General features: G+C 61.9%; 16 protein-coding genes, 1 tRNA gene and 1 pseudogene. 6 read left to right on the forward strand and 12 right to left on the reverse strand.

Annotation, left to right across the window (positions count from 1 at the left end; all coding sequences use genetic code 11):
- Window positions 1–113: 113 nt before the first annotated feature.
- Window positions 114–1,079 (forward strand): patatin-like phospholipase family protein, encoded by a 966-nt coding sequence (locus GNZ12_RS29110; protein ID WP_407947737.1) that lies wholly within the window; start codon window positions 114–116, stop codon window positions 1,077–1,079.
- Between the two features lie 197 nt (window positions 1,080–1,276).
- Here GNZ12_RS29110 and GNZ12_RS29115 read toward each other — a convergent pair whose 3' ends face one another.
- The 5 genes from GNZ12_RS29115 to GNZ12_RS29135 form a co-directional block, all read right to left on the reverse strand.
- Window positions 1,277–1,942: a C40 family peptidase gene (locus GNZ12_RS29115; RefSeq protein WP_172315611.1), complete on the reverse strand. Its 666-nt coding sequence runs from the start codon at window positions 1,940–1,942 to the stop codon at window positions 1,277–1,279.
- Window positions 1,943–2,079: 137 nt separating this feature from the next.
- Window positions 2,080–3,678 carry an ABC transporter ATP-binding protein gene (locus GNZ12_RS29120; RefSeq protein WP_172315662.1) on the reverse strand — a complete coding sequence of 533 codons (1,599 nt, stop codon included), beginning with the start codon at window positions 3,676–3,678 and terminating at the stop codon, window positions 2,080–2,082.
- 32 nt (window positions 3,679–3,710) lie between these two features.
- Window positions 3,711–4,817 carry an ABC transporter permease gene (locus tag GNZ12_RS29125; protein ID WP_074283057.1) on the reverse strand — a complete coding sequence of 369 codons (1,107 nt, stop codon included), beginning with the start codon at window positions 4,815–4,817 and terminating at the stop codon, window positions 3,711–3,713.
- Complete coding sequence (locus GNZ12_RS29130) at window positions 4,817–5,854, reverse strand: microcin C ABC transporter permease YejB (RefSeq protein WP_172315612.1); 1,038 nt, start codon at window positions 5,852–5,854, stop codon at window positions 4,817–4,819. Before GNZ12_RS29130 ends, GNZ12_RS29125 begins: the two co-directional genes overlap by 1 nt.
- A 42-nt stretch (window positions 5,855–5,896) precedes the next feature.
- Window positions 5,897–7,858: an extracellular solute-binding protein gene (locus GNZ12_RS29135; protein WP_216673403.1), complete on the reverse strand. Its 1,962-nt coding sequence runs from the start codon at window positions 7,856–7,858 to the stop codon at window positions 5,897–5,899.
- 83 nt (window positions 7,859–7,941) lie between these two features.
- Here GNZ12_RS29135 and GNZ12_RS29140 point away from each other — a divergent pair.
- Window positions 7,942–8,115: pseudogene (locus tag GNZ12_RS29140) on the forward strand (SDR family oxidoreductase); the annotation flags it as partial.
- Window positions 8,116–8,244: 129 nt separating this feature from the next.
- On the opposite strand, the gene GNZ12_RS29145 reads toward GNZ12_RS29140, so the two are convergent.
- The gene (locus GNZ12_RS29145) at window positions 8,245–8,592 is read right to left on the reverse strand and encodes a hypothetical protein (RefSeq protein WP_172315613.1); all 348 of its coding nucleotides are present in this window, start codon (window positions 8,590–8,592) and stop codon (window positions 8,245–8,247) included.
- An 835-nt stretch (window positions 8,593–9,427) separates the two neighbouring features.
- On the opposite strand from GNZ12_RS29145, the gene GNZ12_RS29150 reads away from it, so the two are divergent.
- The 3 genes from GNZ12_RS29150 (at window position 9,428) to GNZ12_RS29160 (ending at window position 14,408) form a co-directional block, all read left to right on the forward strand.
- On the forward strand, window positions 9,428–10,714 hold the full coding sequence (locus GNZ12_RS29150; RefSeq protein WP_172315614.1) for an MFS transporter: 1,287 nt from the start codon (window positions 9,428–9,430) through the stop codon (window positions 10,712–10,714).
- 19 nt (window positions 10,715–10,733) lie between these two features.
- Window positions 10,734–13,157 (forward strand): glycoside hydrolase family 31 protein, encoded by a 2,424-nt coding sequence (locus GNZ12_RS29155; protein ID WP_172315615.1) that lies wholly within the window; start codon window positions 10,734–10,736, stop codon window positions 13,155–13,157.
- 63 nt (window positions 13,158–13,220) lie between these two features.
- Window positions 13,221–14,408, forward strand: coding sequence for a porin (locus GNZ12_RS29160; RefSeq protein WP_172315616.1), 1,188 nt, complete (start codon window positions 13,221–13,223; stop codon window positions 14,406–14,408).
- A gap of 106 nt (window positions 14,409–14,514) precedes the next feature.
- On the opposite strand, the gene GNZ12_RS29165 is transcribed toward GNZ12_RS29160, so the two are convergent.
- The 6 genes from GNZ12_RS29165 to cysS all read right to left on the reverse strand — a co-directional run bounded on the left by GNZ12_RS29165 (window position 14,515) and on the right by cysS (window position 21,732).
- Window positions 14,515–14,608 (reverse strand) — tRNA-Ser (locus tag GNZ12_RS29165).
- Window positions 14,609–14,828: 220 nt separating this feature from the next.
- The gene (locus GNZ12_RS29170; protein WP_172315617.1) at window positions 14,829–16,079 is read right to left on the reverse strand and encodes an aspartate kinase; all 1,251 of its coding nucleotides are present in this window, start codon (window positions 16,077–16,079) and stop codon (window positions 14,829–14,831) included.
- A 389-nt stretch (window positions 16,080–16,468) separates the two neighbouring features.
- Window positions 16,469–17,971 carry a tRNA lysidine(34) synthetase TilS gene (gene tilS, locus GNZ12_RS29175; protein ID WP_172315618.1) on the reverse strand — a complete coding sequence of 501 codons (1,503 nt, stop codon included), beginning with the start codon at window positions 17,969–17,971 and terminating at the stop codon, window positions 16,469–16,471.
- Between the two features lie 48 nt (window positions 17,972–18,019).
- Window positions 18,020–18,991, reverse strand: a complete 972-nt coding sequence (locus GNZ12_RS29180; protein WP_172315619.1) for an acetyl-CoA carboxylase carboxyltransferase subunit alpha — start codon at window positions 18,989–18,991, stop codon at window positions 18,020–18,022.
- Window positions 18,992–19,225: 234 nt separating this feature from the next.
- Window positions 19,226–20,287 (reverse strand): endonuclease III domain-containing protein, encoded by a 1,062-nt coding sequence (locus GNZ12_RS29185; protein WP_172315620.1) that lies wholly within the window; start codon window positions 20,285–20,287, stop codon window positions 19,226–19,228.
- Between the two features lie 47 nt (window positions 20,288–20,334).
- Entirely contained in the window at window positions 20,335–21,732 is a 1,398-nt protein-coding gene (cysS, locus tag GNZ12_RS29190) for a cysteine--tRNA ligase (protein WP_172315621.1), read from the reverse strand.
- A 268-nt stretch (window positions 21,733–22,000) separates the two neighbouring features.
- Here cysS and GNZ12_RS29195 point away from each other — a divergent pair, with 268 nt between their 5' ends.
- A complete protein-coding gene (locus tag GNZ12_RS29195) occupies window positions 22,001–22,732 on the forward strand; it encodes a tetratricopeptide repeat protein (protein ID WP_172315622.1) in 732 nt (243 codons plus the stop codon).
- Window position 22,733 lies beyond the last annotated feature (1 nt).

The following is a 22,733-nucleotide window of genomic DNA, read 5'->3' on the forward strand; positions in this document are numbered from 1 at the left end:
CTGCGGGTCGGGATAGAACCACAGCGCGTGGAATCGCCACCGGCGGTTCTGCCCGTTTGACTATCCGCCTGATCGCGGCACAGATTGCGCCGCTTGCACCGATCGCGCCGCCCCTGCCGTTGCTGGAGAACCCGTTGAAACCGTCATCCCCTCGCCTCGCCCGTCGCAACTTCTCATTGGCGGCCGCCTCCGCGGTGCTGGCCGCCTGCACCACAACGGGCGGCAGCAAGACCGATAGCACACCGGTTGCCGCCACGCCCACCACGCCACCGCTCGACAAACCGCAGCGATCGATCCGCGTCGGGCTCGCGTTAGGCGGCGGCGCCGCTCGCGGCTTCGCGCACATCGGCGTGATCAAGGCGCTCGAGGCGCGCAATATCCAGGTCGATCTGGTGGCCGGCACGAGCGCCGGTTCGGTCGTCGGCGCGCTGTACGCCTCGGGGATGAACGGCTTTGCACTGAACAAGCTCGCGCTGAACATGGACGAAGCGTCGATCAGCGACTGGGCCATGCCGTTTCGCACGCGCGGCTTTCTGCAAGGCGTCGCGCTGCAGAACTACCTGAATACGACGCTCAACAACCGTCCGATCGAGAAGATGGTCAAGCCGCTCGGCGTGGTCGCCACCGATCTGCGGACCGGCCAGCCGATCCTGTTCCAGCGAGGCAACACCGGCATTGCGGTGCGCGCGTCATGCAGCGTGCCGTCGATTTTCGAGCCGGTGAAGATGGGCGGGCACGAATATGTGGACGGCGGCCTGGTGAGTCCGGTGCCCGCCTCGTTCGCACGCAAGATGGGCGCGGATTTCGTGATCGCCGTGGACATCTCGCAGCGCCCGGAAAGCGGCCTCACCGCCAGCTCGTTCGACGTGCTGATGCAGACTTTCACGATCATGGGCCAGACGATCAAGACCTATGAACTCGAAAAGTACGCCGACATTGTGATCCGGCCGAATCTGGCCGCCATGAGCGGCAGCGATTTCTCGCAGCGCAACGCTGCGATCCTGGCCGGAGAGGAAGCGGTGGCGAAGATGATGCCGGAGTTGCAACGCAAGCTGGCCGCAAGCCGCGCCGCGGTTTAACCCGCCTGGATCGCGCCGGTTGCACCGACCGGCGCACTTCGGCTGTTGCCGTACGCTGCACACACGCAGCGCCGACACAGCCCGGGGTACAGCGCGGAAGACTCACCGGCACACCCGCAAGCACCCCAACGCAAAAAGCCCGCTTCGAACGAAGCAGGCTTTTTTCACACCCAGACCGCCGGTGTGCGCTAAATCAGTTACTGATTACCGCCGATCGAAGCATTCACGCGCTTGCGCAGATCTTCACCGTCCTGATAGGACGTCTCGATCCGGCGTGCACCCGTGAAACGCTTTTCCCAATAGCCGCTATCCAGATCGTCGACGCGAATCGTGCTGCCCGTGGAAGGCGAATGCACGAACTTGTTGTCGCCGATGTAGATGCCGACGTGCGAGAACGTACGGCGCATGGTGTTGAAGAACACCAGATCGCCCGGCTTCAGGTCGCTGACGCGAACCTTCTCGCCGACACGGCTCATTTCCTCAGCGCGGCGCGGCAGCGCCATACCGAGCGTGTCCTGGAACACGTAGCGCACGAAGCCGCTGCAATCGAGCCCCGAATCGGGCGTATTACCACCCCAACGGTAGCGAACGCCGATCATGTTCAGCGCGCCGACCACCACGTCGCCCGCTTTTCCGGCCATGCCGGAAAGGAACGATTTGGCGCCGCCGTCGCTGTCGGGAGCGGCCGATTGCGAATTGAGGGGGGACAAAGAATTCGACCCGCTGGGGGTCGAATATGAGGCATTCTGATTAAAACTGCTTACTTCGTCGGCGAACGCGCCGGGAGTTGCTGCCATCAAGACGCCAATGAACATCCCGGCGACGACGCGCGTGCAAGCCTGGGTTAGGTTTCTGTGCTGCATTGGTCGGTATTTTTTGCCTAAAAATCAGTGGGCTACGGAAAAAAGTTTGGTCGATACTAGCCAGTAAGTATTCACGTGTCAAAACAAATAGAAAAATACAATCGAGACAGGCACCCAATTGGTGAAAGAGTGCAAAATCAGTGGTCAAGCGCCGCTTTCAGCAGCTTTCGAGTGTAAGGGTGCGCCGGTGTCGCAAAAATCTGCTCAACGTCGCCGCTTTCGACGATTGATCCGTTTTGCATGACTGCGACACGATGCGCCATCGCCCCGATCACGGCCAGATCGTGGCTGATGAAAACAAAGCCGAGGTTGTACTTCTGTTGCAACCCGGCGAGCAGTTTCAGCACCTGCTGCTGGATCGACACGTCGAGCGCGCTGGTCGGTTCGTCGAGGATCAGGATGCGTGGCTCCAGCACCAGAGCACGCGCAATTGCAATCCGCTGACGCTGGCCGCCGGAAAACTCGTGTGGATAGCGGTACAGCACCGTGCGGTCGAGACCCACTTCACGCAGCACCGACACCACCTTGTCGCGCCGCGCCTCCTGGCTCATTTGCGGCCGATGCAGCGCGAGCCCTTCGCCGACGATCCGCTCGATGGTCTGGCGCGGAGAAAGCGAACTGAACGGGTCCTGAAAGACGACTTGCATATTCGAGCGCAAGGCGGTCTGTTCGGCGCCGCGATAGCTCCTGAGCGCCCTGCCCTGAAACTCGATCTCACCGTGCGCGGTGCGTTGCAGACCGAGCAAGGCCATCGCGAGCGTCGATTTGCCCGACCCCGATTCGCCGACGATCCCCAGCGTCTCCCCCTGACGCACCGACACGCTCGCATCCGCGACCGCGTGGAAGCGCCCCGAGCGAAACCAGCCGCTCAAGCCCGGCAGTTTTGTTTTGAAATCGACCGAGACATCGCGCGCCTCGAGCAGCACCGGTGAAATCGGCAGTACCGGGACCACCGTGCGCTGCGGACGGCTCGCCAGCAGACGCTGCGTGTACGGATGCTGCGGCGACTCGAACACCTGCTCGACCGGGCCGCTCTCCACCAGCACGCCCTTCTCCATCACCGCGATGCGTTGCGCAAAGTGCCGCACCAGATTCAGGTCGTGCGTGATCAGCAGCACGGCCATGCCGCGTTTCTCGGCTTCGTCGCGTTGCAGTTCCAGCAGCAGGTCGACGATCTGCGCGCGAATCGTCACGTCGAGCGCCGTGGTCGGCTCATCGGCCAGCAACAGGCGTGGGCGGCACGCGAGCGCCATCGCGATCATCGCGCGCTGCCGCTGACCGCCCGAGAGTTGATGTGGATAGCTGTTCACGCGCTTGCCGGGCTCGGCAATGCCCGTGCGCCCCAGCAACGCCACGGCGCGCTTACGCGCCTCGTTCGCCGTTACGCCGTCATGCACGACGATCGTCTCCGCAATCTGGTCACCGACCGTATAGAGCGGATTGAGGGCCGTCATCGGCTCCTGGAAGATCATCGCGATGTCGGAGCCGCGCATGCCGCGCATCTCACGCTCGCTTTTGGCGAGCAGATCCCGACCGTCGAAACGGATCGAGCCACTGACCTGCGCGTCGCTCAACAGACGCAGGATCGACAGAGCGGTCACGCTCTTGCCCGAACCCGATTCGCCGACCAGCGCGACCCGCTCGCCGCGTTGGATCGCGAGCGTCACGTCGCTCACCGCGACCGTATCGCCGAAGCTCACGTGCAGATGATCGAGTTCCAGCAACGGCGGCGTCATACCCTGTTTTGCGTTGTTCTCCACGATGGCACTCACTGGTTGCCTCCCGCGCGCATGGCGTCCGAGATGCGGGTGTCCAGCGCGTTGCGCAGGGCATCGCCCATGAAGGTCAGCAGTAACAGCATCGCGACGAGTACGCCGAAAGTGGACAACGAGATCCACCATGCGTCGAGATTGGCTTTGCCTTGCGCAAGCAGCTCGCCCAGGCTCGGTGTTGGCGATGGCACGCCGAGGCCGAGAAAGTCGAGGCTGGTGAGCGCGAGAATCGCACCGCTCATGCGGAACGGCAGAAACGTGATCACGGGTGTCAGACTGTTGGGCAATACGTGCCGCCACATAATCTGCCAGCTCGAAAGCCCCATCGCCCGCGCCGCACGCACATAGTCCTGATGACGGTTGCGCAGAAACTCCGCGCGCACGTAGTCGGACAAGCCGATCCAGCCGAACAGCGACAACAGTACGATCAGCAGAATGAACCCCGGCTCGAAGATCGACGAGAAAATGATCAGGAGGTAAAGCTCCGGCATGGCACTCCAGATTTCGATCAGGCGCTGCCCGATGATATCCATACGCCCTCCGAAGTAACCCTGCACGGCGCCCGCGGCGATCCCGAGCACGGTGCCAATCAAGGTCAGCACCAGCCCGAATTCCACCGACACGCGAAACCCGTACAGAAGACGTGCGAAGAGATCGCGGCCACGGTCGTCGGTGCCGAGCCAGTTATCGCGCGACGGCGGGGCCGGGTTCGGCTCCTTCGAGAAATAATTCAGCGTGTCGTAGTAGTACCGGTTCGGCGGATACACCGCGAAGTTACCCGGCGTGTCGAAACGGTGCTTGATATACGGGTCGAGATAATCGGCGGGCGTCGGGAAGTCGCCGCCGAAAGTGGTCTCCGCGTAGGTCTTGAACATCGGAAAATACAACTGCCCTTCGTAGCGCACCACGAGTGGCTTGTCGTTCGACCACAGCGGGCCGGCGAGGCTCGCCGCAAATGCGACGACGAATATGATCAGACTCCAGTAGCCTAGGCGCTGCTGGCGGAAACGCTGCCAGACGCGACGCGCAGGCGTTGGCGAGACGAACGCGCGAACCGGTTCGGTGCGCGCCGCCGCATCGGCTGAAAGGCGGGCTCGATTCATCAGCGCTCCAGTTGTTCGAATTGGATGCGGGGATCGACCCACACATAGCAAAGATCGGAAATCAGCTTGGTCGCAAGACCGATCAGCGTGAACAGGTACAGCGTGCCGAGCACGACCGGGTAGTCGCGCCGCACCACCGATTCATACGACAGCAGTCCGAGTCCGTCGAGCGAGAACAGCGTCTCGATCAGCAGACTGCCGGTGAAAAACGCACCAATAAACGCAGCCGGAAAACCGACGATCAACGGCAGCAGCGCGTTGCGAAACACGTGCTTCCACAGCACACGCCTTTCCGACAAACCTTTGGCGCGCGCGGTCAGCACGTATTGCTTGCGGATTTCGTCGAGGAAGGCGTTCTTCGTCAGCATCGTGACGACGGCGAAACTGCCCACCACCGAGGCCGTGATCGGCAACGTGATATGCCACAGGTAGTCGACGATCTTGCCGCCGAGGCTCAACTGCGCCCAGTTATCCGAGGTGAGATTACGCAGCGGGAAGAGCTGCAGGAAACTGCCGCCGCCGAACAGGACCAGCAACAGCACACCCAGCACGAAGCCCGGAATCGCGTAACCGATCAACACCACGAGGCTCGTCGCGATATCGAAGCGCGAACCGTTGCGCACCGCTTTGGCTATGCCGAGCGGCACCGATATCAGGTACGTCAGAAAGAACGTCCATAAGCCGATGCTGATCGACACCGGCAACTTCGAAACAATCAGCGACCACACGCTTTGGTGGCGGAAATAGCTCTGCCCAAGGTCGAACGTCGAGAAGCGTTTTAGCATCAGGACGTAGCGTTCGAGCGGCGGCTTGTCGAAACCATACAGCGCTTTCAGTTGCGCGATCTGCTGCGCGTCGACGCCGTTATGCGCGCGCAGACCGAACGGCGCGCCGTTCTCCGCGCCTTTGCGCAGCTCATGCTGCATCTGCTCGACCGGGCCACCCGGGACGAACTGGATCACGACGAAGGTCAGCGTCAGCACGCCAAGCAAGGTCGGGATCATCAACAGCAGGCGTTTGAGGATGTAGCTCCACATGGCGTCGTTTCCGGTGCGAAGGCGGTGAGTGAATGGACGCTTTTAGTTCGACTGAGCTGGCGGCTGCGGCGGTTGCGGCTGTGCATACCACCACATCGACGTGATCCAGCCTTCCGCTCCATAGTACAGAGGCAAGGTCCTGGGCCACGCAAGGCCGCGCTTGAACGCCACCCGGTGCGTCGCGCTGTACCAGTGCGGCACTACATAGTAGCCATGCATCAGCAAACGGTCGAGCGCGTGAGTCGCATCCACCAGTTGCTCGCGCGTCTGCGCTTGCACCAACGCGCGCAGCACCGCGTCGACCACCGGCGACTTCAGCCCGATCACATTGTCGGAGCCCTGCGTATCGGCGGCTTTACTGCCGAAGCGGTCGATCTGTTCGGTGCCCGGCACCTGCACATCGGGCATGCGAATCGTGGTCGTGTCGAAATCGAAATTATCGAGGCGCTTTTGATACACCGCGAAATCGGACACACGAAACGTCGCCTTGATGCCGAGCTTTTGCAGATTGCGGATGTACGTCGCGACGATCGGCGACATCGCCGCTTCGGAACTGGAGTCGTCGAGAATTTCGAATTCGAACGGCTCGCCCTTGGCGTTACGCAACGCGTTGTCGCGATAGGTCCACCCCGCCTGCTGCAACAAGGCACGCGCCTGCAGCAGATTGGTGCGCAGCGAACCCGGCGGATCCGTGTCCGGCTGCTTCGGCGGCGGACCGAATACGGCCGGATCGAGTTTTGCGCGCCATGGATTGAGCAGCGCGAGTTCGCCCGGCGTTGGCAGGCCCTTCGCCTGCAAATCCGTATTGGCGAAGAAGCTGTCGATGCGTGTGTACTGATTGAAGAACAACTGGCGGTTCAGCCACTGAAAATCGAGCGCGAGATCGAGCGCCTTGCGCACCCGCACGTCCTGGAACAACGGCCGGCGCAGGTTGAGCATGAAGCCCTGCATGCCCGTGCCGTTATGCTGCGGAAATTCGTGCTTGATCAACTCGCCACTATCGAACTTCTTGCCGACGTCACGCCGCACCCAATTGCGCGCGACGTATTCGACCATCGCATCGTATTCGCCGGCCTTGAACGCCTCCAGCCGCGCGACGTTATCCGAATACAGCTTGTAGACAATGCGATCGAAGTTATTCGTACCGACGCGCACCGGCAGCGCCGCGCCCCAGTAATTCGGGTCGCGCCGAAAGGTGATCGTGCGGCCGTTGTCGTACTGATCGATCAGATAAGGCCCGCTGGCGATCGGCTTTTCGAACGCCAACTGGTCGAACGGAATCCGGCTGCCGTCCGGCTTCACCCCCCACTTGCGCGAGAAAACCGGCATGCTGCCCACGAGCAGCGGCAACTCGCGATTGCGTTGATGAAACTCGAAGCGGATCGTATGCGGATCGACCACCACCGCGCGCGTGATCTCGCCGAAGATCGACGCGAATTGCGGTGCGGCCTGCGGACTCTTTAGCGTGTCGAGCGAAAACTTGACGTCGTCCGCGGTGACCGGATCGCCGTTCGAAAAGCGTGCGCGCGGATTGATGTGGAAGGTAGTCGACAGCCCGTCCGGCGCGATATTGATGTCGTCGGCGAGCAGGCCATAGGCGGACGCCACTTCGTCGCTGCTGCCGATGGTCAGGCTTTCGAACATCAGGTCGATGCCCGGTGCGGGGTTGCCGCGCAGTGTGAACGGATTGAATTTATCGAAACTGGTGAGCCGGCTGGGATTGGCCAGCACTAGCGTGCCGCCTTTTGGCGCATCCGGGTTGACGTAGTCGAAGTGCTTGAAATCCGGGGGATATTTCGGCTCGCCGTATTGGGCGATCGCATAGACCGCCTGAGCCTCGGGCGCCGCGAGCAAACCGGCCAGGGCGGATACACCGCACAGCGCGACGGCGCACGCTGAGCGCGAGGAGCGCGGCACAACCGGTAGACCGACACGCGATAGCCTGTGAATCACGCTACACCAAAGTGCACGAGGCGTTTGAACCCATCGCGAGCCAGTTGTCATGGGGGCCTTGTTGGTCAGTGGGCGATTTCAATGTGAGGGAATTCTACCCAATAAACCCGCGCAATCCATGCTCACGCCGGAATCTCGAATTCGTCGAAAACTACGCGCCTCTCAAGCGCAGTGTGACGACCGAACAGGTCGGCAATACCGCTGCGTTTCTGCTGTCTGATCTGGCAGCCGGCGTGACGGCGGAAATCGTGCACGTGGATAGCGGCTTGAATGCCGTGGTCGGCGGCATGGCGGCTGTCGCCGAGTAACTATGCTTGCTGCGTTGACTCGGCGCCTTCGGCTCAGTCTGCCGGTTTCGCGAACGCAATAAAAAACCGCCCTTTTCAGGGCGGTTCTTTTCAACACGGCGACTGCATCAGCCGCGGCTTCTTAACGGCTTAGTGCCAGCCACGATGATTGTCGTAGTGATCACGGCCGTAATCGTAGCGGCCCGGGGGATGATGGCGATACCAGTCATCACGCGCCCAGTAGCGGCGGCCGTCCCAGTAACGGTCGCCATGCCAGCCAATCACGATCGCCGGGCCGCCGTAATACACGGGAGCCGGTTGATAGACGACAGGCGGCGGAGGCGGCGGCGGCGGTGCATAGACCGGAGCCGGGGCCACGTAGATCGGCGCGGGGATACCGATGTTGACACCAACGCTGAGCCCACCGGCCATTGCAGCACCCGACGCAGCCAACCCGAGAACCCCGATCAGAAGTGGAACAAGACGTGCGGACTTCATTGATTCACCCTTTTGAAGAATGTGTTGTTGGGCGAAATATAGCGCAAGGCCGCCATCCGCGTATTTCAACTTTGTAATAACTGATGCATAACATCGCGCTGCTGGCCGCCTGGTTACGTCTCGTTACATTGGACAAAGGTTTGGTGAAAAAGTCGTGGCGGTGTAATTGCGTTGCCTCGCCGTTAGGCTCCCATCTGTCGGCAAGTTGCCCATCTTTTGCCGCCCCCGCCGCTGCGGGGCAATTCCTGCCGCAGCGCTCGCACGCGCCAGGTCATCCGGTTGTCGGCGCCACGACCAACCTTGAGGCCGCGGCATTGCCGGCGCATTGATATGCATAGGATATCGAATCATTATTGCGGCACGTAACGGACCTGGCCGACATCCGAAACCCGCCCGCTCCATCCGCATCAGTCGTCCCTGCCTTGCCGCGCGTTCGCGCCGCTCCGCCCTTTGGGCGATTCAAATCAGATCGCAAGGTGGCATGGCGTTGCAAAGCGTCGTGTATCGCCTCCACTCCGCCGCCGCGATTGCCGTGACACCCGCCGCGCCCATTCGCACGGACCACCAAAACGAACATTTGATGTTCGAAAGAACATTTCCGCGATGTTTAGCGGTCGCCGGTCGTCCGACCTCATTGTTATCGAAGCATCTCCTGAAAAGCCTTATTCGTTTGATATTCCAAGAGACTCAACCACTTAGCCCATGGTTTTCCCTGGTGCATCGTGGCGCAACCAGTGATACGATGACTGACACTAAACGCCGATAAATGTTCGAATTCGCGCATGCCTGCCGTCCAGCGGACAGTCAGCGGACACATTGGGTACGGAGACAGATTTTGAAAACAATCATTGGTTTGCGCTGGTGGATCATTGCGCTCGTGTGTGCCGGGACGATCGTCAACTATCTGTCGCGCAACGCCCTCGGCGTGATGGCGCCTCAGTTGACGCAGCTGCTGCACATGAGCACAAAGCAGTATTCGTACGTAGTCGGTGCGTTCCAGGTCGGCTACACGATCATGCAGCCGGTGTGCGGCCTGATCATCGATCTGATCGGTTTGCGCCTCGGCTTTGCACTGTTCGCCTGCCTTTGGTCGCTGACGGGCGTACTGCACGGTTTCGCGAGCGGCTGGCTCTCCCTGGCGGCTTTGCGCGGACTCATGGGCTTGACAGAGGCCGTCGCCATTCCGGCCGGCATGAAGGTGGTCGCCGAGTGGTTTCCTAATCGCGAGAAATCCGTGGCGGTGGGCTATTTCAATGCGGGCACGTCGCTCGGTTCGCTGCTCGCCCCGCCGCTCGTCGTCTTCCTGTCGCTGAGATATGGCTGGCAAAGCGCATTTGCGGTGACCGGTGCGCTCGGCTTCGTCTGGGCCGCCGCCTGGTATGTGCTGTACCGCTCGCCGGCCGATCACGCGCGTATCAGCGAGGCAGAGCGCGAAACGATCGTCAGCGGACAAACCCCGGCCGCGCCGCAGCGGCGCAGCATCCGCGAAGTCCTCCGCACGCGCAGGTTCTGGGCGATCGCACAAGCGCGTTTCTTCGCGGAACCTGCGTGGCAAACCTTCAGCTTCTGGATTCCCCTTTACCTCGCGACGCAACGCCACATGGATCTGAAGCAGATCGCAATGTTCGCGTGGCTGCCATTTCTCGCCGCCGACCTCGGTGGCCTCTTCGGCGGCTACCTGTCGCCGTTCCTGATGAAGCATTTGCGCATACCGCTGATCGGGTCGCGTATCGCGGGCGTCGTGCTCGGCGCCTTCATGATGCTCGGACCGGCATGTATCGGCCTCGTCGCCTCGCCGTATCAGGCAATCGCACTCTTCTGCGTGGGCGGCTTCGCGCATCAGATGATCTCGGCGCTCGTCAACACACTGGCAGCCGACGTGTTCGACCCCAGCGAAGTCGGCACCGTCGCCGGATTTGCAGGAATGTCGGCGTGGATCGGCGGCTTGGGCTTTTCGCTGCTGGTCGGCGCGCTCGCTGATTCGATCGGCTACACGCCGCTCTTCGGCGCCCTCGGTGCTTTCGACCTGATCGGCGCCACGCTGCTGATCATTCTGATGCGCGGCGTCAAACGCGACGTGCGTCCGCATCACGTCGACAACAACGCCAGCACTGCTGCGTGACCTCACTCGAAGACACATCATGCGTTCACTAACGAATCTGAAACACCCGCCGTGTTTTTCACTGTCTTCCCAGATCGGCAACCACATCGTTCTCACCGCGCAGGAAAACTGCCGGATTGAACTGTTCGTTCTTGCCGAAGACATCATCCGGGTGCTCGTGCTGCCGGACGGCGATACGCACGGTCCGCGGACCTGGTCCATCGCGCCGGGCGCGGACGACGTTCCGCTCGAAGGCCGCGATCGCCGTGATATGGGCGATTTCACGCCACCCCGGTTTGACGTATCGGCCAACGCTGAGCAGGTTGTCGTTGAAACGGCGTGCATCCGTTTGACGGTCACGCTGAACGGTGGGTTCTGCGCATGGGACATCCTGCACGACTCGACGTGGCAGCGCGTGATGAGCGATCGGACGACGCAGGCGTATAACTTCGGCTGGTGGGACGAGCGCGTATATCACTACATCGAGCGTCGCACGGACGAAATATATGTCGGCTTGGGCGAGCGCGCCGGTTCGCTCAACCGAGCGGACCAGTCCTACGAAATGCGCAACATCGACGCAATGGGCTATAGCGCACGCACGACGGACCCGCTCTACAAGCACATCCCCTTCTACGTGACGTGGCAGCCGCAAACGTCGACAGGATTCGGCCTGTTCTACGACACGCTTGCCGACTGCCGCTTCGACATGGGCCGCGAGCTCGATAACTATCACGGCCACTACCGGCACTTTGTCGCCGAGCATGGCGACCTCGACTATTACTTCATCGCGTCGGCGGGCACGCCCTTGCATGCGGTGCGCCGCTTTACGTGGCTGACCGGGCGTCCGGCCTGGATGCCGAAGTGGGGACTGGGCTACTCCGGCTCGACGATGAGCTACACCGACGCGCCCGATGCGCAGCACCGGATGGGCGAATTCATCGAGCAATGCCGCGAGCACGACATGCTGTGCGATTCGTTCCATCTGTCGTCGGGCTACACGTCGATCGGTGCGAAGCGTTACGTGTTCAACTGGAACCACGAGAAGTTTCCGGATATCGACGGCTTCGTGCAGAGCTATCTCGAGCATGGCGTGCGTCTATGCGCAAACATCAAGCCGTGTCTGTTGCAGGATCATCCGGCGTTCGACGAAGTGGCGCGCGCCGGCCTGCTGATCAAGTCGCGCGATGGCGATCCGGCGTGGGTGCAGTTCTGGGACGAAGTCGGCGCGTATCTCGACTTCACGAATCCCGACACCATCGACTGGTGGAAAGCGCGTGTGAAAGACAGCCTGTTGAAACACGGTGTCGCCGCAACGTGGAACGACAACAATGAGTTCGAGATCTGGTCGCCCGACGCGATGGCTCAGGGCTTCGGCCAACCGTATCCGGCGCGCGAGGCGAAGGTGCTGCAAACGCAGTTGATGATGCGCGCGTCGCACGACGCGCAGCGTGAGTACGCCTCCGATCGCCGGCCGTTTCTCGTATCCCGCTCGGGCGGCGTCGGCATGCAGCGCTATGTGCAGACATGGTCTGGTGACAACTACACCTCGTGGGAAACGCTGCGCTTCAATCTGAAGATGGGCCTCGGGCTCGCCATGTCCGGCGTGTCGAACAGCGGTCACGATATCGGCGGATTCTCGGGTCCGGCGCCAGGTCCGGAGTTGTTCGCCCGCTGGGTCGCCTTCGGCGTCTTCCTGCCGCGTTTCAGCATTCATTCCTGGAACGACGACGGCACGGTCAACGAGCCCTGGATGCATCCCGAAGTGACGCAGCAGGTGGCTGCGCTCATCAAACTGCGCTACCGGCTGATTCCCTACTTGTACGAGTTGCTATGGCAATCGCACAGCGCGTACGAACCGGTATTGCGTCCGATGTTCGCGGAGTTTCCGCACGATCCGCGCTGCCTCGTCGATGGCGACGACATGATGCTGGGTTCGTCGATGCTGGTCGCACCGGTGGTCGAGGCGGGCCAGTCGACGCGCAACGTTTACCTGCCGACCGGCGCGCGCTGGGTGTCGTACTGGAGCGGCGCGGTGTTCGAAGGCGGCCAGACGGTGAACCTGCCTGCCCCATTCGAGCAGCCGGTTGCCTTGCTGCGTGAGGGCAGCGTGATTCCGTTGAACATGGCTGAACAACACTTCGGCCGTCCCGCCGACGAACGTGCGTTCATCGCCGTGCCGCACGCCGGTACAGGCATCGCTCGCGGCCGCTGCGTGGAAGACGACGGCGAAAGCGAAGCCTGGCGCACAGGCGCGCAAGGCCACTGGAACATCACGATCACGAGCGATGCAAGCGAGCTGCGCGTTTCGATCGTGCGCGAAGGCTGGATTCAGCAGCCGCAGCAACAGATTCGACTGTTCGTGCCGACAAGCGAAGTGCGCGCTGCGGTCTGCATTGACGGCGCGCTGGTGGCCGACCATACGGCCGACGGCTGGCGATGCTTGACGATCTCCATCGCCCACTGACAAAGCATGCATCACCAACCTGAAGCGCAACCATCACACATCTAATCCGGAGACCCGCAAACCATGAACTCACTGAAGCGCGCGCGTACACGCGCACTCGTCCTCTCGTGCCTGCCGTTTGCGGGCGCCGTACTATCAACCGGTGCGTTGGCGCAAAGCAGCGTTACGCTGTACGGCATCGTCGATAACGCGTTCGCCTATTCCAGCAATCAGAAAGGACACGCCAACTTCTACATGAGCCAGGGCAACCTGCAGGCGAGCAAGTTCGGCCTGCTCGGCGCGGAAGACATTGGTGGCGGCACGAAGGCGATTTTCCGGCTTGAAAGCGGCTTCAACTCGCTAACTGGCGCGCAGAGCAGCGCGGGTTATATCTTCAATCGGCAAGCGTACGTAGGACTCACCAACGACCGATATGGGACGGTGACACTCGGCCGCCAGTACACGCCCTACTTCCAGATGGTCGGCGCACTTGGACCCACCGGCGTACTAACGGGCGCGACCGGTGCGCATCCGGGCGACCTCGACGCGCTCGACACCACGTTGCGCCTCAACAATTCGGTTACCTATCTTTCGCCGAACCTCGCCGGTTTGCAATTCGGCGCGCAGTACGGCCTGGGCGGTGTGCCGGGCAGCGTAGCCAGCGGCAGCCAATTCAGCGCGGCGGCTCGCTACGACTACCAGCCGTTCGCGATCGCGGTGGGTTACGTGAAACTGAAAGACATCGCGACGAGCCAGGCGCTCGGCACCTATGCTGTCAACTCGCCGGTGAACAGCGGCTATGCGACGGCACGCAGCGCGCAGTTGTTCGCCGCGGCGGCTCGCTACACACACCAGGACCTGATGGTCGGCGTGAACTATTCGAACGTGCAGTACGCGCCGGGCAACGGCTCGTTCTTCACCGACGAGGGCATATTCAATACCTACGGCGTGATTTCCACGTACCGGATTTCGTCAGCCATAACGGTCGGCGCCGGCTACAGCTACACGCAGGCCAGCAAAGCGAATGGCATCAGCGATGCTGCGCGTTATCAGCAGATTTCGCTCGAGCAGACGTACAACCTCTCCACTCGCACGACGTTGTACGCATTGCAGGCGTATCAGCATGCGCGGGGCAAGACACTGGTTGCGGCGGGCAGCACTGGGACGAGTATTACTGACGCGGTGGCGGTGGTTGGCGACTCGCAGAATACGACGCCGTCGTCAGGGCCGTCGCAATTCGTCGGCATGGTGGGGCTGCGGCACGCGTTTTGATGTTGATGCAGGTTGGGTTGAGTGCCGTTTCAGAATGGCAGGAGTTCTGGAGCTGAAAAAACAAAACCCCGCAGAGCCTAGACTCTGCGGGGTTTGCCGCCATTGCTGGCGGAGACGGAGGGATTCGAACCCTCGATCCAGGTTTTGGCCCAGATGCTCCCTTAGCAGGGGAGTGCCTTCGACCTCTCGGCCACGTCTCCCAAACTTTCGGTTGCGCAGGGAGTCAGCGCAACGAAGCCAAGATAATAGCGGGCCGAACCGTGAAGGTCAATGTCTACCGCACATTTTTTGTGCCAGTTTTGTCATCGACGACGCAATTCATGCACTTCACCCCGGCACATTACCCCGTCACATTGCTCGCGAATGCAATCACGCATCAAGCGATGAGGCGCTCTTGTACGCCCCACCCTGACCAGCAAATTACGCCTGATCCAGTTCGAACGCCTTATGCAGCGCGCGCACGGCGAGTTCCATATACTTCTCGTCGATCAGCACCGAAATCTTGATTTCGGAGGTCGAGATCATCTGGATGTTGATGCCCTCTTCCGACAGCGTGCGGAACATCGTGCTCGCGATACCCACGTGCGAACGCATGCCGACGCCGACCACCGACACCTTCGACACCTTCGGATCGCCCAGCACCTGCTCAGCCTGCACGTGGCCCTTCACCTGGCTCGTGAGGATGTCCATGGCGCGCTGATAGTCACCGCGGCCGACCGTGAACGTGAAGGCCGTCTTGCCCTCGACGCTCTGGTTCTGGATGATCATGTCGACGTCGATATTCGCGTCCGCCACCGGGCCGAGAATCTGATACGCGATGCCCGGCTTGTCGGGCACACCCATCACGGCGATACGAGCTTCGTCACGCTGGAACGCGATGCCCGAGATGACTGCTTTTTCCATGGTCTCGTCTTCTTCAAAAGTAATCAGGGTGCCCGACTTCATTTCAGTGTCGAGCGGGATGAGCGGATCGGTCAGGCTCGACAGCACGCGCGTCTTCACCTGATATTTGCCGGCGAATTCCACCGAGCGGATCTGCAGCACCTTGGAACCCAGGCTTGCCATTTCCAGCATTTCTTCGAACGTCACGCGATCGAGGCGGCGCGCTTCTTCCACCACGCGCGGGTCGGTCGTGTAGACGCCGTCGACGTCCGTGTAAATCAGGCACTCGTCGGCTTTCAATGCGGCAGCGACGGCGACAGCGGACGTATCCGAACCGCCACGGCCGAGCGTGGTGATGTGGCCTTCAGGGTCGATACCCTGGAAGCCTGTGATCACCACCACTTTGCCCGCGTCGAGATCGCGCAGCACGCGCTCGCCGTCGATTTCGCTGATGCGTGCTTTCGTGAACGCGCTATCCGTTTTGACCGGCACTTGCCAGCCGGCATAGCTGACCGCGTCGACGCCGGCTTCCTGCAGCGCGATAGCGAGCAGCCCCGAACTGACCTGCTCGCCCGTAGCGGCGATCATGTCGAGTTCGCGCGGGCTCGGCTGACTCGTGATTTCTTTCGCGAGACCGAGCAAGCGGTTGGTTTCGCCGGACATTGCCGACGGCACGACGACCATCTTGTGGCCGGCCTTGTGCCATTTCGCGACGCGCTTGGCGACGTTCTTGATGCGCTCGACCGAGCCCATCGAGGTGCCGCCGTATTTATGTACGATGAGTGCCATTGTCGTTCTGAACTGGAGGATAAACCGCGCTGGCGCGCTGGAGACGACCGCACAAAAGCACAGGGGCGCAACGTCTTGTGAACGGCGGCAAAGTGTGTGGCGGCGTAGATGCAGCGCGCGTGCAGCACGCGCGGATTTGCCCGGGAATGATCGCTAGTGGCTTGCTTACCGGAAACGACGGATCACGCTCACAAACCGGCAACGGCGACGACAGCGATGTCGAAATCGGGTCGGGCAAACAAGTTAAATTACCCGATCGAGCGCAAAAAGACAAGCCAAAATGCCCGTCGAATGGTCCGTATTACGGGCCGAAAAGGCTTGTCCGGTGCGGTTTTGCGCCCTATTTCGGGGATTCACGGGATAGATAACCCGCCCGTCTGACCGGTCGGTCAGGCGATCAGCAGATCGTCGCGCCAGATGATCCTGATGCACGGTTCGGCCGCATCCACTTGCCCGGGCATCGCCGCGCGGTTCACGCCGAGCAAGGGCACGAACAGCAGGTCGTCACCCACATAAAGCAGCGGCACGTCGCGTTTCCATGCGGGAATACCGCGCTCCTGGAACAGATTTTTCAGCGTGCGGCTCGGGCTGCCTGGTGCGGCGCTGGTGCGCATCCGTTCGCCGCCGCTGCGCGAACGCGCGCTCAACAACCCCCGGCGTAGAACGCTGAGGGGAACCGTATCGGGATCGTCCGGTGTTGCATCGGCACCGCCAAAGGCATTGCCATCGACATCGGAATCCTCGCCGGCCTCTCCATCCCGATCCGCATCGACCGCGACAAACACAAAGGTGCCCCGCCATTGCGGCAAACGCCAGATCGCTTCACCCTGCCATGCGAGTTCGCTGGCTGCGCGCTCAGTGAGCGCGGTTTCGTCGGCGGGTTCGCTGCTATCGCCCGCTTCCCAGTAGACGAGACCGCGATAACTGCGCAACGCCTGCCCTGCATGATCGACCCGCAGGCTATGGCCCTCGCCTGCCTCGCCGACTTCGCGCAACTGGCGCAAAGCGTCGACAAGACGCGCGGTCGATGCGGCAACGAGACCCAGCGTCCGCATCCAGTAGCGCAGCAGATTGAGCGCGCGATCGTCGTCGAGGCTGAGCAGCGCGTCATGCGAAAGCGCGCGGCCTTCATCGCGTCCTGCTCCGTCCAGATCGATACGCGCGAGATCGTCGAGGAGACGCTGCGCCGATGCCGCATGCGCCGCTGTGCGCGCGAGTGCGTCGCGAAAACCAGGAAAGTGGACAGCCAGCGCCGGTGTCACCTCGTGGCGCAATGCGTTGCGCGCGTAGCGTAGATCCGCGTTCGATTCGTCGTCGATCCAGCGCAGATCGCGGGTGCTCGCATACTGCTCGAGTTGCGCACGCAACAGATGCAGTAGAGGTCTCACGCGCACCGCCGCGGCACCCGCGGGCAAATACTCAGGCGCCATCGCCGCAAGACCCGCAAGGCCCGCGCCGCGCAGCAGTTGCAACAGGACCGTCTCCGCCTGGTCGTCAGCGTGTTGAGCGAGCCATAGCGTGTGAACGCCGTGTGCCGCGCACATTGCGTCCAGCGCGCGATAACGCGCATCGCGCGCCGCGGCCTCGACACTTATGCCCACGTCGCGTGGCACCTCGACACGCTGCGCCGCGAACTCGACGCCACGTGCCTGCGCAAACACTTTGCAGTGCGCGAGCCATTCGTCTGCATGAGTGCTCAGACCGTGATGCACATGCACCGCAACACAACGCGACGCACCCGCGACACGCACCGCCGCATCGAGCAGCACAGTCGAATCGACACCACCACTGAACGCAATCGCAATGCGCGCGCTCGCAGGAAGCACGGACAGCGCCACGCCGACCGCCTCGAGAACGAGGCGGTCGGCGGGCGAATCGGCGGTGGGAGTCACGTCGCTAGCGCGTCAAGCGCTGAAGGACGAAAGAGAACGCGCGCGGGCTTAAACACCCGGCGTCGTTTCCTTGAACTTGCCGTACGACATCAACCGTTCGAAACGGCGTTGACGCAGGTCGTTGATGCTCATGCCCTGGAACTGGCGCAGCGAGTCGGCGAGCGCACGGCGCAGCATCGCGGCCATGCCCTTCGGATCGCGATGCGCGCCGCCCAGCGGCTCGTTGACGATCTTGTCGATCAGGCCGAGCGCCTTGAGACGATGCGCGGTCAGGCCGAGCGCTTCCGCGGCTTCCGGCGCTTTCGCTGCGCTCTTCCACAGGATCGACGCGCAACCTTCCGGCGAAATCACCGAATAGGTCGAGAATTGCAGCATCAACACGCTGTCGCCGACGGCAATCGCCAGCGCGCCGCCCGAGCCGCCTTCACCGATGATCGTGGCGATCAGCGGCGTCTTGAGTTCAGCCATCACGTACAGATTGCGGCCGATCGCTTCCGACTGGCCGCGCTCTTCTGCGCCGATACCCGGATAGGCACCCGGCGTATCGATGAACGTGAAGATCGGCAAGCCGAACTTCTCGGCGAGACGCATCAGGCGTTCGGCCTTGCGATAGCCTTCCGGACGCGGCATGCCGAAGTTGCGCAGCGCGCGCTCCTTGGTGTCGCGGCCCTTCTGATGGCCGATCACCATGCAAGCCTGGCCGTTAAAGCGCGCGAGGCCGCCGACGATCGACAGGTCGTCCGCATAATTGCGGTCGCCGTGAAGCTCGTGGAAATCGGTGAACAGCTCGCTCACGTAATCGAACGTGTACGGGCGTTGGGGGTGTCGGGCGATCTGCGAAACCTGCCACGGCGTGAGGTTCGCGTACAGATCTTTAGTGAGCTGTTGACTCTTCTTGGACAGCCGCTCGATTTCTTCCGAAATATCGACGGCCGAATCGTCCTGCACGAAGCGCAATTCTTCGATCTTCGCTTCGAGTTCAGCGATCGGCTGTTCGAAATCCAGAAAGGTGGTCTTCATTGGTTGTAATCCTTGGACTTACCGGCAGCGCGTATTCTAACCGCGCTCGCCGATGTCAAAACCATCTCGCAACTATCAATTTTTAACAATCGATAGCTTTCGAAATAACATTGCTTCTTATTCTTTTCAAGAAAACGCCGGGCCGCCCCAAGTTTTCCGCCCCGCAGGAAGTCCCCTTGGGGGATTGCCCGCCCCCTCGGGGGGCCTGGTGCGAAGCGCCAGGTTTGGGGGCACTTAGTAATCGACCGACAACGGATCGAGACTACGCCACATATACCAGGTCGCGACAGTACGCCACGGCTCCCAGTTTGCCGCAACCTCACGCGCTTCACTGCGCGTAACCGGCTCGCCGCTAAAGTAATTGATGCTGATCGCGCGGATCAAGCCGAGGTCGTCGAGCGGCAACACGTCCGGGCGCGACAGATTGAAGATCAGGAACATTTCCGCCGTCCAGCGGCCGATGCCGCGGATCTGCGTGAGTTCGGCGATCACCGCCTCGTCGTCCATCGAGGTCCACTTGCCGACGTGCAACGCGCCCGACACGAAGTGCTCTGCAAGATCGAGCACGTATTCGGCCTTGCGCTTCGACAACCCGCACGCGGTCAGCTTGTCCTGACCGAGCTTGATGAACTGCTGCGGCACGAGCTTCGGGCACGCTGCCTCGACTTTCGCCCAGACTGCTTGCGCGGATGCCACCGAAATCTGCTGCCCGACCACCGAACGCGCGAGCGTGACGAACGGATCGCCACGGCTCAGCAGATGCACCGGGCCAAACTTCGGAATCAGCTTCTTCAGAATGCGGTCGCGCTTGACGAGGTCCGCGCACGCCTTGTCCCAATATGCCGGACGGGTAACTTCAGGCGTGAGGTCGCCGATCTGCACCGGCACCGCGAGTTCAGTAGCACCCGCCGCTTCGCCGCCGGCACTCGATGACGCGCGCGTCTTACGGACGACTTCACCTTCGTGCCCTTCGTGCGTAATGCGCGCGAGTTCCTGCACGTCGCCGGCAAGTTCAGCGGGCAACCCGCCATTACTTTTTGCACGCGGTGCTTTGGCGCGCGTCGAGACAGGCGCGTGCACCGACGCGCCGTTCAGCGCGCGCTTGGCCGTGGCCTTCTTCGCTACACCCGTCGCTGCACCCACTCCCGTCTTCGCCGCCACCCCGGCGGTTTTCGACGATGCTTTTTTTACCGCGCTGCTGCCCGCGCGAGCCGACGTACGTGTCGACTTTGCCGCGGCTGCCGCGTTTGTTTGAGACGTGGCTCGTTTAGCCGGCGTCTTCGTGGCCGTTGCCATCCTGCCTCCTGCCTGGCGAGTCGATCAAAGGGAAGCTCGAGGTGCGCTCACACGCGCCGCCACTCGGTCAACCCGCCGGGTTTGTCTTCAAGTGCAACGCCGGCCTCGAGCAATTCGGCCCGGATCCGGTCTGCTGCCGTATAGTCTTTCGCCTGCTTGGCCGCCACGCGCGCGGCGATCTTCGCTTCGATCGCCGCGGCGTCGAGCGCGCCTTCCGCGGCGGCGCCCGCAGCCTGCTGCAGGTATGCACGCGGCTCTCGGCCGAGCAACCCGATCACAGCGCCAAGCGAGCGCAATTGACGGGCCAGCGCGGGGTCGCGCGTGCGGTTTACTTCAGTTGCCAACTCGAACAACACCGACACTGCAACCGGCGTGTTGAAGTCGTCGTTCATGGCTGCCCGGAAACGCTGCGCATGCGCTTCGTTCCAGTCAAGCTCCGCGCTGTCGGGTATGACGTCTTTCAGCGCGGTGTACAAACGTGCGAGGGCATTGCGGGCGTCGTCGATATGCACGTCGCTGTAATTCAACGGCGAACGGTAATGCGCGCGCGCGATAAAAAAGCGCACGACCTCGGCATCGTACTGCGCCAATACTTCGCGGATCGTAAAGAAGTTGTTCAACGACTTCGACATCTTCTCATTGTCGATCTGGACGTAGCCGTTGTGCATCCAGTAATTGACGAAGGTTTGTCCGGTCGCAGCTTCGCTTTGTGCAATCTCGTTCTCGTGGTGCGGAAACTGCAGATCCTGACCACCGCCGTGAATGTCGAAATGTTCGCCCAGCAACGTGCAGCCCATGGCCGAGCATTCGATATGCCAGCCCGGGCGGCCACGCCCATATTTCGAATCCCAGCCGGTGTCGGCCGGCTCGTCCGCCTTGGCCGGCTTCCACAACACGAAGTCGAGCGGGTCCTGCTTCGCGTCATTCGCAGCAACCCGTTCGCCCGCGCGCAGATCTTCAAGCGACTTGCCCGACAGCTTGCCGTAGCCCGCGAACTTGCGCACCGCGTAGTTCACGTCGCCGTCGCTCGCCTGATACGCGTAGCCGTTTGCCTCGAGCTGCTCGATCATGCCGAGCATCTGCGGGATGAAATCAGTCGCGCGCGGCTCCAGATCGGGCCGCTCGATGCCGAGCGCATCCGCGTCTTCATGCAACGCCTTGATGAAGCGATCGGTCAGCGATTTGATCGTTTCGCCGTTCTCCACTGCGCGCCGGATGATCTTGTCATCAATGTCCGTGATGTTGCGCACGTAGGTCACGTCGTAACCGAGTGTGCGCAACCACCGCTGCACGATGTCGAACACGACCATCACCCGCGCATGACCGACGTGACAATAGTCGTATACGGTCATCCCGCAGACGTACATCCGCACGACGCCATCTTGCAGCGGCACGAAAGTTTGCTTGTCACGCGCGAGCGTGTTGTAGATGCGCAGTGATTCCATAGAGAACGGTGCGTGGGCCGAAAGAAATCCGCAATGTGTTTCGTGCTGTTTCGTGCATGAGGCCCCCGCGGGAAGACGGCGGGTGCTTCCTGTACTGCCGCTCTGTACTACAAGCACGCACAGCAGCAAACCGGTGCACCTGGTGCGGCGGTCAGGCTGCGATCAAGGCGGAGACGACCACGAGTGGCGAAAAGACAGTTTGCGGTTCGACGGAACGCGCAGACCTTTTGTTAGAATGGGTCGGAGTATAACATCCAGACCCGAGCCTATGAAACCTTCCAGCGGCCGCGCGCGCAGCGCTGCGACCCTCGCCGCGACGGCATTCTGCGCCGTCGTCCTCACGGTCTTGCCGGGTTCTGCCGCGTATGCGCAGAAAGCCCCCACGCTACCGCAGGGCCCCGCCGTGCGTGACAATACGCCGGAGATCGACGCCTCGATTGCGCAGAAGAACTGGCAAGCCGCGCTGACCCAGCTCGACGCGCGCATCGCCTCGAATCCGCATGACGCGCAAGCAAAATTCAAGCGCGGCACGGTGCTGGCCCATCTGGATCGCGACGACGATGCGATCACCGCGTTCACCGAACTCACGCAACTGTATCCGGAGCTGCCCGAGCCTTATAACAACCTGGCGGCGCTCTATGCGAAGCACGGCCGTTATGACGAAGCACGCGCCGCGCTCGAAACCGCGATCAAGGTGAATCCGGGCTACGGTCTCGCGTACGAGAATCTCGGCGATCTGTACCTGCGCATGGCCGACGCGGCTTACCGTCGCGCGCAAAGCCTCGGCAAAGCGAGCGCCGCCACCGCGCAGCGCCTCGCCGACATCCAGAAGGTCATCTCGCCGCCCAAGAGCACCGCGCCGGTGAAGAAGGTCGCCGCCGCGCCTGCCGAGGCCAGTGCCGCGCGAGAGAGCTCAGACATGACACAGACACCGAGCTTCCAGTTCGGCGGCCCAAATGGCTCGCTCGCCATGCCGCCGTACATGGCGCCGTCGAAATAAC

This window comes from Paraburkholderia solitsugae, from assembly GCF_013177695.1.
Classification (GTDB): Bacteria; Pseudomonadota; Gammaproteobacteria; order Burkholderiales; family Burkholderiaceae; genus Paraburkholderia; species Paraburkholderia solitsugae.

Excerpts from the sequence above, each read along its gene's own strand:
- GNZ12_RS29115 (WP_172315611.1), bottom strand. The coding sequence starts at position 1,942 with ATGCAGCACAGAAACCTAACCCAGGCTTGCACGCGCGTCGTCGCCGGG.
- GNZ12_RS29120 (WP_172315662.1), bottom strand. The coding sequence starts at position 3,678 with ATGACGCCGCCGTTGCTGGAACTCGATCATCTGCACGTGAGCTTCGGC.
- GNZ12_RS29125 (WP_074283057.1), bottom strand. The coding sequence starts at position 4,817 with ATGAATCGAGCCCGCCTTTCAGCCGATGCGGCGGCGCGCACCGAACCG.
- GNZ12_RS29130 (WP_172315612.1), bottom strand. The coding sequence starts at position 5,854 with ATGTGGAGCTACATCCTCAAACGCCTGCTGTTGATGATCCCGACCTTG.
- GNZ12_RS29135 (WP_216673403.1), bottom strand. The coding sequence starts at position 7,858 with ATGACAACTGGCTCGCGATGGGTTCAAACGCCTCGTGCACTTTGGTGT.
- GNZ12_RS29145 (WP_172315613.1), bottom strand. The coding sequence starts at position 8,592 with ATGAAGTCCGCACGTCTTGTTCCACTTCTGATCGGGGTTCTCGGGTTG.
- GNZ12_RS29155 (WP_172315615.1), top strand. The coding sequence starts at position 10,734 with ATGCGTTCACTAACGAATCTGAAACACCCGCCGTGTTTTTCACTGTCT.
- GNZ12_RS29160 (WP_172315616.1), top strand. The coding sequence starts at position 13,221 with ATGAACTCACTGAAGCGCGCGCGTACACGCGCACTCGTCCTCTCGTGC.
- GNZ12_RS29170 (WP_172315617.1), bottom strand. The coding sequence starts at position 16,079 with ATGGCACTCATCGTACATAAATACGGCGGCACCTCGATGGGCTCGGTC.
- GNZ12_RS29180 (WP_172315619.1), bottom strand. The coding sequence starts at position 18,991 with ATGAAGACCACCTTTCTGGATTTCGAACAGCCGATCGCTGAACTCGAA.
- GNZ12_RS29185 (WP_172315620.1), bottom strand. The coding sequence starts at position 20,287 with ATGGCAACGGCCACGAAGACGCCGGCTAAACGAGCCACGTCTCAAACA.
- cysS (WP_172315621.1), bottom strand. The coding sequence starts at position 21,732 with ATGGAATCACTGCGCATCTACAACACGCTCGCGCGTGACAAGCAAACT.
- GNZ12_RS29195 (WP_172315622.1), top strand. The coding sequence starts at position 22,001 with ATGAAACCTTCCAGCGGCCGCGCGCGCAGCGCTGCGACCCTCGCCGCG.